Origin of the sequence: Prevotella sp. HJM029 (assembly GCF_000599605.1) — a bacterium.
Lineage (GTDB): Bacteria > Bacteroidota > Bacteroidia > Bacteroidales > Bacteroidaceae > Prevotella.
Window position 1 is genome coordinate 24,747 of the sequence record NZ_AZHT01000010.1, and the last position, 10,122, is coordinate 34,868.

Annotated in this window: 8 protein-coding genes; 6 read left to right on the plus strand and 2 right to left on the minus strand. The window is 46.4% G+C overall.

All coding sequences use genetic code 11. The features are described from left to right. Positions 1–103: 103 nt before the first annotated feature. Entirely contained in the window at positions 104–2,320 is a 2,217-nt protein-coding gene (locus X919_RS0101090; RefSeq protein ID WP_028898661.1) for an FAD-dependent oxidoreductase, read from the minus strand. A gap of 84 nt (positions 2,321–2,404) precedes the next feature. On the opposite strand from X919_RS0101090, the gene X919_RS0101095 reads away from it, so the two are divergent. Beyond that, on the plus strand, positions 2,405–3,115 hold the full coding sequence (locus tag X919_RS0101095; RefSeq protein ID WP_028898662.1) for a response regulator transcription factor: 711 nt from the start codon (positions 2,405–2,407) through the stop codon (positions 3,113–3,115). A 740-nt stretch (positions 3,116–3,855) separates the two neighbouring features. On the opposite strand, the gene X919_RS0101100 is transcribed toward X919_RS0101095, so the two are convergent. Next, entirely contained in the window at positions 3,856–4,725 is an 870-nt protein-coding gene (locus X919_RS0101100; protein ID WP_028898663.1) for a helix-turn-helix domain-containing protein, read from the minus strand. A gap of 210 nt (positions 4,726–4,935) precedes the next feature. On the opposite strand from X919_RS0101100, the gene X919_RS0101105 reads away from it, so the two are divergent. The 5 genes from X919_RS0101105 to X919_RS0101125 form a co-directional block, all read left to right on the plus strand. Next, the gene (locus tag X919_RS0101105) at positions 4,936–6,210 is read left to right on the plus strand and encodes a TolC family protein (protein ID WP_028898664.1); all 1,275 of its coding nucleotides are present in this window, start codon (positions 4,936–4,938) and stop codon (positions 6,208–6,210) included. A 12-nt stretch (positions 6,211–6,222) separates the two neighbouring features. Continuing rightward, entirely contained in the window at positions 6,223–7,164 is a 942-nt protein-coding gene (locus X919_RS0101110; RefSeq protein ID WP_028898665.1) for an HlyD family secretion protein, read from the plus strand. Between the two features lie 2 nt (positions 7,165–7,166). After that, positions 7,167–8,645, plus strand: coding sequence for an ATP-binding cassette domain-containing protein (locus X919_RS0101115; protein ID WP_028898666.1), 1,479 nt, complete (start codon positions 7,167–7,169; stop codon positions 8,643–8,645). Between the two features lie 4 nt (positions 8,646–8,649). Beyond that, positions 8,650–9,708: an ABC transporter permease gene (locus tag X919_RS0101120; RefSeq protein WP_028898667.1), complete on the plus strand. Its 1,059-nt coding sequence runs from the start codon at positions 8,650–8,652 to the stop codon at positions 9,706–9,708. Positions 9,709–9,715: 7 nt separating this feature from the next. After that, the coding region (locus X919_RS0101125; protein WP_028898668.1) for an ABC transporter permease at positions 9,716–10,122 on the plus strand (407 nt) is incomplete at its 3' end.

Here is a 10,122-nt window from a genome sequence, read left to right on the forward strand (position 1 = left end):
AAAGAAGCAATATACTGTTAGAACAGGTTTTGGGTACATCATAAGATGATTATTTATCGTTAGAATAAAACATATGTTGCTCTAAGATTGCCATGATAGGTTCTTAATTAAAATTGTCTTTTATAATGGCCTCTCTCAGAACACCTTGCTCAAGCAAGATAGTTTCTATTCCTTGAACAAAAGAATGGGTACCTACAATATAGTATAAGCTGTCTGCGAGGTGAGGAATGTGCTCACTTACATAAGTGCTATTGATGTGCTTTTGGGTTTGAGAAAAGATTGGGAGATAAGTATAGTTGGGTAAGGATAATTGTTGTAAATCCTTATGGAATGCAGCTGCTGTCTCTTTTTTACAAGAGTAGCACAACGTCACTTGCCCTATAAAGTGCTGTTGTTCTAAATCTTTGAGCATGGAAACGATAGGAGTAATACCTATACCTGCAGCAAAGAACACAATATGTCTGCTGGGACGTAGGATAAAATCACCCATAGGAGCAAAAATAGTTGCGACATCACCCACGGACATCGCCACGATACTTCTTTTGAATGCACTATTACTAAGACGCATTGCAAAACTCAATGTCTCTTGTGAGGGATGGGAGACCATCGATAATGGACGTAAAGGTATATCCAGTTGCGTGTATTTTGGCTCATGTAATTGCAGCATAGCATATTGGCCGGCTTGATAAGTTAGGTGTTTTGGCTTTTCAAAGGTGAGTAATAGGGTGTTGTCAGCGATGATTTCTTTACGCAAAAGTCTTACTTGGCGAGCATCTTCGATTTTAGAAGGAGTGTAGGTGAGCCATTTAACATTTTTATTCATGGCCTTAGCCGCAAAGAATCCGCTGTATATGGCTCCTGAATAGCCACCTCCTGAAGGACCCCAAGCCGATGCGAAATATAGATTCTTTACAGGGGATGCAGTAGCTTTTTTCCTGTTAGTCCCTGTTTGGCCTATAGATTGTACATAACCATAGGCGGTGCCTTTAGGATTGAGTGTGTAATGTCGGATTGTTTTTGGAGTTGCTACTTCGTAATATTCTAAATAGTTCAGTATGGTTGGATATTCTGTTTCCAAACGTGTTAAAAGGGTTTTAGCAACAACTTCTTTCTGTATCTGGTAGTTCTTTGGAGTAAGATTTTCCCAATCGGCTAAGTAATCGGTAGTACAAATTACCGCGACTGTTTTTCCCTTAGGACATAGCTGTGCGTCTATAACTCCATAGTTGACAAATGTAAATGGTCGTTCACTCCAAGGACTATGGGCATCATTTCTCATTTCTTTTAGGCTATTTTTGTTTTTATTGAAGATTATATTGGAATAATGTGTGACTCCAAGTATTCTCAGGTCAGTATTGAATCCTAAATAAATGGAGAGTAAGGAACAAGCAGGTTGTAATTTACCTATCTTTTGTTGTAATGCATTACGTTGTGGCTCGGGTAACATTTGAACAATATTGGGTATGGCAGCATTAGCCACTATAGCATCAGCATAAAGGCGTTCTGTAGGAATTGCTGGATTAAAGGTGTCCCGATAGGTTACTCCTACAGCTCGGTTATTTTCAATAAGAATTTCTTCTACATATTTACCTGTAAGTACCTGTCCGCCATGTTGCATAATCAAGCGTACTAAGTAGTTGGATAAGGCTTGTGAGCCTCCTTTGATAAAATGTCCTCCACCATTAATATAGCTGCCTTGAGCGATTAAAAAATACATCAAAGATAGCTTGTAAGGATCATCGGTATAATAACACATATTGGCTGTGAGAATACTCTTTAGACGATAATCCTTAAAGTGTTTGTCAATCCATTCGCCTGTATTGAGTTTCGATGTCTTAACTATAGTAGGATAGAGCAAGGGCATCAGAGGGTGAGTCAATAGGCTAAGCCACTTGTGATGAAGCATTTTGTACATTTCTTTATATAGCTTTTCTATGGTGATAAAAAAGTATTCAATAGCCTCTGCTTCTTTGGGAAAGTCTCGTTTTAGCTGTATTTTTGCTTGATATCCCTCAGGAAGTACATAGTTAAAGGTTCCCATTTTTACATGGTAGAGTTCAGGAACTTTTAAGAACTCTATCCCTTCGAAGATTTTTAATAACTCCATGATAGGATATTTGAAATCCTCTTTGTGTAGACCATCCATCTCATGTAAACCTACTTCCATAAGGAAATCCTTACGTTTAAAAGTGGTTGCACACCCTCCTGGGATATAATGCTGTTCAAGAATTAAGACTTTCTTTCCCCAGAGTGCAAGAAGAGCACCAGCAGTAAGACCACCCAAGCCGCTTCCTATAATAATGCTATTGTATGTTTTCATTCCTTGAAATATTTTTTTTAACTTTGGTGCAAAATTACTGTGGTTACTCCAAAGGTGCAATACGCAGAAATAACCATTTACGAAATGAATACTCCTCATGTATTGGAAACAATTGCTTTGAAATATATTCCCTATGCCAAGATGCTTTCTGAAATAGGTAATAATGCAGTGTATATAGTGGATGGGAAGGGGCATTATTATTTTATTTCCGACAAGTTTTCTCTTTTTGGCTATGACGATATTCCTGAGCAGGGTAGTGAACGCATATGGAATTACCCTCTTACTAGTCGCATTCATCCAGACGATTTGGTTATAAAGAATCAAATTGATGCAAAGATTACAGCTTTTCTCTCTACACATCCCAAAGAAGAACAGTCTCAATATAAATGTATTTACGAATATAGGGGTTTGGCTCCCGATGGTATTTATAGGAGGGTGATTCATGAAAGGCAGTTCTTAGAGGCGACAGAAGATAACTATTTGATATTGGGTATTATAGAGATAGCTCCAGAACAGGGCGAGAACCTGCCCGTTCGTGTTCATATGAAGCACTGTGTTACGGGCGAGATTATCCCCATATCCATAGGTAAAGAAACGCCCTCCTTGCTGACTTCACGGGAGAAAGAGATACTTGGGCTTACCAGTGAAGGTCTTTCCAGTAAAGAAATAGCCCAAAAACTTTTCCTCAGTGTCTATACTGTTAATAGGCATCGGCAAAATATACGAGAGAAGTTACAAGTCGGAAGTATTATCGAGGCTGTGAATATTGCCAGACGAAAGGGGATACTTTGGTAGTGATAAATGGTAGAATTGGTAGGCTTAGTGGTAGATTTGTTTCGAATTTGGGTGTGCGTTAACCATGTCAAGTTTGTAATATTAATCACTTGGTAGTGCTTTTCTTGGTGAGGTAGACTTTCAAAAAGCTTTTGATAGATGTATTCTTTAGTAGCAAAGAACTTATCATGGGGTATCTTTTTAAACAGTGTCCATGGCCTACTATTCTTGTTATCTGTATTGATTCCTGTGGGATAGAATGTGATTTTTCCAGCAAGATAATTGTGAAGATAGCTGGCTTTTTAAGTAGCTCCTTATCTATGATATGCGTGTTTCTCGTGAAGAAAGATTGATGGGTTGTAGTTTGTTTTTGATAGAAAAATACGTCAAAAACGTGTTTTTTGACATAAAATGAACGTTAAAATTGCGAAATACCTACATTTAGGTATTGACAAGTTACTTTTTTTCTTATAATTTTGTCATCGATAGCTCAATTTATTAACAATTAAAACAGTGACGGTCATGAAAACGAAGAAGTCGCTACTCCCAGAGGTCTATCAAGACTTGCGCAGGGAAGAGGAATTAGAAGCGTCCCAGATTCATATCATTGATACGGACGTTTGGTACAATTAGAATTGTTGTTTTTGGTCAATCGTAAGTTAAACGAAATTTGAAGAGGTGGCATTCATTGTGGAGTGAATGCCACCCTTTGTTGTAATGCCCCTGTTTGTGGTTGCAAATCGGATGTATAGTTGCAGGTATCAACGACTTTTCGTGGTTTGTTCTTGATACAGTGTAGGGGTGATGCCTGTTTCGCGTTTAAAGAATTTGGTGAAAGCCGATGCGCTTGGGAAGTTCAATTGGTCGGCAATTTCAAACAACATCAGCTCGTTGGCCTGCAAAAGCAGTTTGGCTTCTTGGACAAGGGCGCGGTGCACCCACTGCATTACGCTCTGGTTGCTCGCCTTTTTGATGATGGCTGAGAGATAATGGGGCGTGATATGCAGCGCCTGTGCATAGAAGTTGATGGTGCGATGTTGTGTGGCATGTTGCGCCACCAAGCGCCTGAATTCTTGAAACAACGCCTGCAGTCGTGCGGGTTGTGATTGCGCTTCCGACTGCTTTTGTTGCTTGTCGAGCTGCAAGGCATTGGCTACGATGGCATGCAGCAGATGATAAACCATTTCATGACGATAGGGTTGGCAGTGTGCCATGTCCCACACGAGGTAGGACAGGCGCAGGAAATGCTCAAATTCTGTGGGTGAATTGTGCAGAATGACATCTTGCTTCACTTTCATCTCTTCGCCCAACACCATGGCAATCACGCGCACATTGTCGGACACTTCTTTGAGTTCTACGATGGCATCGGGTGCTAACAGCACGAGCGAACCTTGGCTAACGGCATAGTCTTGCAGATTGATGCTGGCCTGTGCATGCCCTTCGAGCAACAGAATGAGACGTGACTCCGTGATGCGATAGACTTCATTGGGCTTTAAGAAAGGTTGCCGATAGAAGCGCACATTCATAATCATCACGAAGTCGTCGTGGGTGAAAAACTGCACTGATTGGTTGACAAATTCCTGGAAGTCGACATCGGTGAGCGAGAGTGGATGTACGGGTTTGGTTGTCATTGCTACTTTCCTTTTTGTATGATTGGCTTGTAAAATTACGATTTCTTAAGGATAAAACTGCACACTTTGGGCGAAGAGTGTTACAAATGGGCAATTTTTTAGGTGGATTTGATAAGTAAAACAGGGAGGAACCACCTTATCTTTGCATTATAAAAAGGACGAAAAAGGACTTTCTGCTAATAGATAATGAATAAAGAGAGAATAAATAAGATGAAAAAGAAACTATTGATAATGGCTGCATGGGGCATTTCTTTGGTGGGGCAGGCACAATCGTTGGAGACTTGTCAGCAGGCTGCCCGGCAGAATTATCCGCTCATTAAGCAATATGATTTGATTGCCAAAACCACCGATTTAACCATTCGGAACATTCAAAAGGGTTGGCTTCCGCAAGTGCAAGTGTCGGCACAAGGCACGACACAAAATGCGGTAACGGCATGGCCCGAGCGCATTAAAACGGTTTATCGCAGCATGGGTCTTGAGATGAAAGGAATTGGTAAAACGCAATATCGTGTGGGCGTGGATGTGCAACAAACGCTGTATGACGGTGGTATGATGCGCGAACAGAGCCGCATGGTGTGCCAACAAGGTGCCGTTGAGGCGGCACAAAACGAGGTGAACCTGTATGCTGTGCGGCAGCGGGTGAACGAGTTGTATTTTGGTTGGCTGCTGCTTCACGAGCAAATGAGCCTCAATCGCGATGTGCAAGACCTGTTGCAGTCGAGCGAAAACCAGTTGGCTGCAATGGTGAAAAATGGCATAGCGGCTGTCAGCGACTTAGAAAATGTGAAGGCCGAACGGCTGAATGCCGTGCAGATGGGCGAGCAATTACAGTCGCAGGCCCATTTGATGCAGCAGCTGTTGAGCACCTTTTGCGGCATCGTTGTGAGCCATCCCGAAAAGCCTGTGATGGGAAAAACGGCGGAAGAGCAAAACCATCGTCCCGAGATGCAGCTTTTTGCAGCCCAGATTCAGTTGGCCGAGACGCAGGAAAAGGCACTCCGTGCCGGACTGATGCCGCGCATAGGGCTGTTTGCACAAGGCTATTATGGTTATCCGGGGCTTAATCTTTTCGAAGATATGATGGGGCGAAAAGGCAGTTGGAATGCGCTGGCGGGTGTGAAATTCACGTGGAATGTGGGTGCGCTCTACACGCATAAGAATGACCAAAACAAGTTGAAGCTGCAGCGCGCACAGACCGAAAACCTGCGCAATGCGTTTCTTTTCAACAACCGTTTGGAGCAACTGCAACAGCAAGAGGCTATTCAACGGTATGAAAAGTTGATGAAAAACGACGACGAAATCATTGCGTTGCGCACACGGGTACGCAAGGCAGCGGAGTCGAAATTGGTACATGGGTTGATTGACAGCAACCGATTGGTGCAGGAAATCAACCAGGAGAATGCGGCCAAGACGCAGCAATCGATTCACGAAATCAACCTGCTCAAGGCGCAAAGTGATTTGAAATACACGGTAAATGGATTATAAAAAACAAGAAATATGAGAAAAATCATCGTAGCAATCCCGTTGGTGTTGAGCCTGATGGCTTGCGGAGACCAAGCGCAAGACTTTGATGCAACGGGCACATTTGAAGCCACCGAGGTGACGGTGTCGGCACAGTTGGCTGGCAAATTGAAAAGTTTTACGGTTTCAGAAGGCGATGCTGTGAAGGCCAACACGGTGTTGGGTGAGATTGATGCCTACCAGTTGCAGCAAAAAAGCGAGGAGTTAGTGGCTATGAAGCAACAGCTGTCGGCCACGGAAACGGCTACCGATGCCAAGCAACTGAACTTGCAAAAGCAGGTGGCTTCGCTCGAACAGCAGGTGGCCAACGCCCAAAGAGAGCAGCAACGCTTTGCCGAATTGGTGAAGGATGGGGCCGTGCCGCGCAAGCAATTGGACGATATCAGCAACCAGGTGAGGGTGCTTCAGCGGCAATTAGAAGCCACCCGCGAGCAAATTCGCAGCAACAATGCTGCGCTGAAAGCACAGGCACGCGGCATCGAAGCGCAGCGACAAGGGGTGGAAGCGCAGCAAAGACAGCTGGCCGACCAAATCAACAATGCGCAGATTGTGGCTCCTCGTGCAGGTACTGTGCTCGAAAAATATGCCGAAGCGGGCGAGTTTGTCACGCCGGGACGCCCCCTGTTGAAGCTCGCCAACGTGGATGAGATGTATCTTCGCGCCTATGTTACCTCGTTGCAGCTGAAACATTGCCGCGTGGGGCAGACCGTAACGGTGATGGCCGACTATGGAGAAGGCAAGCAGAAGCGCACCTATCGCGGGGTAGTGGCATGGATTTCGAGCCGCGCCGAGTTCACGCCTAAGACCATTTTAACCGACGATGAGCGTGCCGATTTGGTGTATGCGGTGAAGATTAAGTTTAAGAATGACGGCTATGCAAAGATTGGAATGTATGGCGAAGTGAAATTCAACGACTGATGATGAAAGCCATAGAGGTGTGTCGGGTGACGAAGAGTTATGGCAAGGTGCAGGCTTTGCACAGCGTGAGTTTTGATGTAAAGCCCGGCGAAGTGTTTGGATTGATAGGGCCGGATGGCGCGGGCAAGACCACGATGTATCGCTTGTTGTGCTCGCTATTGGTGCCCGATGCCGGGACATTGCGCGTGGATGGTTTCGATGTGGTGACGCAAATGCAGGATGTTCGCCGTCGGGTGGGGTATATGCCCGGCAGGTTTTCGCTCTACCAAGACCTCACCGTTGAAGAAAATCTGCACTTTTTTGCCACCCTTTTTGGTGCAAATTTCGAGGAAAACTACGCTACAATAGCAAGCATTTACACGCAAATTGAACCCTTTCGGCAGCGCAAAGCGGGGGCACTTTCGGGCGGCATGAAGCAGAAGTTAGCACTGTGTTGCGCGCTCATCCATCGGCCGACGGTGCTCTTTCTCGACGAACCCACCACGGGTGTTGACCCTGTGAGCCGCAAAGAACTGTGGGAGATGTTGGGCTGTTTGAAGCAAAAGGGGATCACGATTGTGGCTTCTACGCCCTATTTAGACGAGGTGAGATGTTGCGACCGCGTGGCTTTCTTGTCGCAAGGCGAGGTGAAAGGCATTGGCACACCCGAGGAGATTTTGACGCAGTTCCGTGCGGTTTTCAATCCGGCGCCCATCAAGAAGTCACACCCTTTGGGTGATACAGGGCAGGAAGACGTTGGCACACAAGCCGTGATTGAGGTGAAGAATTTGGTGAAAAGTTTTGGCGGTTTCCATGCCGTCGATGGCATTAGTTTCAGCGTTCAGCGCGGCGAAATCTTTGGATTCTTAGGGGCTAACGGCGCCGGAAAGACTACTGCCATGCGCATGTTGGCTGGTTTGTCACAACCTACGAGCGGCGAAGGCCACGTGGTGGGTTTTGATATTTGCACCGAGCACGAGCAAATCAAGCGGCACATTGGTTATATGAGTCAGCGGTTCTCGCTGTATGACGACCTCACCGTGGCCGAAAACATCCGACTCTTCGGCGGCATTTATGGCATGAAAGATGCCGACATCAAGCGCAAAACGACGCAGCTGCTCGAACAGTTGCAGTTTGCATCGCATCGCAACAGCTTGGTGGCGAGCCTGCCTTTAGGTTGGAAACAGAAGTTAGCTTTCTCGGTAAGCATTCTGCATGACCCAGGGATTGTGTTCTTAGACGAGCCGACAGGTGGCGTCGATCCGGCTACAAGGCGACAGTTTTGGGAGCTGATTTATGCGGCAGCAGCCCGTGGCATCACGGTGTTTGTGACGACACACTACATGGATGAGGCGGAATATTGCGACCGCATTTCCATCATGGTCGACGGCAAAATCAAAGCGATGGGCACGCCACAAGAACTGAAACACACGCTCGGGCAGCCCGACATGGACCATGTGTTTACCTATTTGGCGCGACAAGCCCAACGTTCAGAACATTGAGACAATGAAACAATTCTATGCATTTATATTGAAAGAGGCGCACCACATCTTGCGGGACAAACGCACGATGCTCATGCTTTTCGGCATGCCTTTGGCCATGATGCTGCTCTTTGGCTATGCCATCAGCACCGATGTGAAGAATGTTCGCATGGTGGTGGTGCTCAGTCCGTGGAGCGATGGGGCGCAACAGGCCGTGGACAGGCTGGCAGCTTCAAGCTATTTCACGTTGGTGGGCATGGTGCATACGCCTGCCGAGGCCGAGCAAACCATTCGCCATCAGCAAGCCGACATGGCCATTATCTTTGGCGAAAGCAACGCGGCGGGCGTGCCAAGCATGCAGTTCTTGGTAGACGGAACCGACCCTAACATGGCACAACAATGGCAAAGCTATGCGCAAGCCGTGGTGATGCATGCGGGCGATGGGCTGGTTTCTACCAAGATGCTGTATAACCCGCAGCTGAAATCGGCCTATAACTTTGTGCCAGCCATCATGGGCATGCTGTTGATGTTGGTGTGTGCGATGATGACTTCCATTTCGATTGTGCGCGAAAAAGAGCAAGGCACGATGGAGGTGTTGCTCGTTTCGCCCACGCGTCCGCTGCTGATGATTGCCGCAAAGCTGGTGCCTTATTTGTTGATTGCGTTTGGCATCCTCGCGCTGATTCTGCTGATAGCCGCCTTTGTGTTGGGTGTTCCAGTGGTGGGTTCGCTGTTTTGGATCATCGTGTTGTCCACCCTCTACATCCTTTTGGCACTGTCGTTGGGACTGTTGATATCCAACGTGGCTCAAACGCAGTTGGAGGCGCTGCTGATTTCGGCCATGTTGTTGCTCATGCCCATCGTGATGTTGTCGGGCATGATCTATCCTTTGGAGTCGATGCCCGAGGTGTTGCAGTGGATTTCGACTATCATCCCCACACGTTATTACATCAGCGGCATGCGCAAACTGATGATTATGGGCGTCGGTGTAGGCCAAGTGGTAGGCGAGATGATAGTGCTGCTCGGCATGTTGGTGGTGTTGCTGACGTTGTCGTTGCGGTTGTTTAAAATACGATTAGAATAGAAAGACGATGGTATTAAAATATCTGTTACAGAAAGAGTGGTTGCAAATCAGGCGCAATTCGTTTTTGCCGCGGTTGATTTTGATGTTTCCCATCATGCTGATGTGCGTGATGCCGTGGGTGATGAACATGGAGGTGAAGAACATTGCTGTGGCCGTTGTCGACAACGATCACTCTGCACGCTCGCAGCAGTTGGTGCACACCATTGCAGCCAACCGCTACTTTCGGTTCAAGAGCGAGGCACCCTCTTACGACGTTGCGTTGCGGAATGTGGAGCAATCGCACGTGGATGGTGTGGTGGTTATTCCGAAAGGGTTTGCCAAAGACCTGCAACAAGGGCACACGCCCCACGTGCTGGTGGCTGCAAATGCGGTGAATGGCACGAAAGGCGCCATCGGAAGCCTCTATCTTTCGCA

What these genes read in the sequence shown, in the direction of transcription:
- X919_RS0101090 (WP_028898661.1), bottom strand. Translation starts at nt 2,320, where the DNA reads ATGAAAACATACAATAGCATTATTATAGGAAGCGGCTTGGGTGGTCTT.
- X919_RS0101095 (WP_028898662.1), top strand. Translation starts at nt 2,405, where the DNA reads ATGAATACTCCTCATGTATTGGAAACAATTGCTTTGAAATATATTCCC.
- X919_RS0101100 (WP_028898663.1), bottom strand. Translation starts at nt 4,725, where the DNA reads ATGACAACCAAACCCGTACATCCACTCTCGCTCACCGATGTCGACTTC.
- X919_RS0101105 (WP_028898664.1), top strand. Translation starts at nt 4,936, where the DNA reads ATGAAAAAGAAACTATTGATAATGGCTGCATGGGGCATTTCTTTGGTG.
- X919_RS0101110 (WP_028898665.1), top strand. Translation starts at nt 6,223, where the DNA reads ATGAGAAAAATCATCGTAGCAATCCCGTTGGTGTTGAGCCTGATGGCT.
- X919_RS0101115 (WP_028898666.1), top strand. Translation starts at nt 7,167, where the DNA reads ATGAAAGCCATAGAGGTGTGTCGGGTGACGAAGAGTTATGGCAAGGTG.
- X919_RS0101120 (WP_028898667.1), top strand. Translation starts at nt 8,650, where the DNA reads ATGAAACAATTCTATGCATTTATATTGAAAGAGGCGCACCACATCTTG.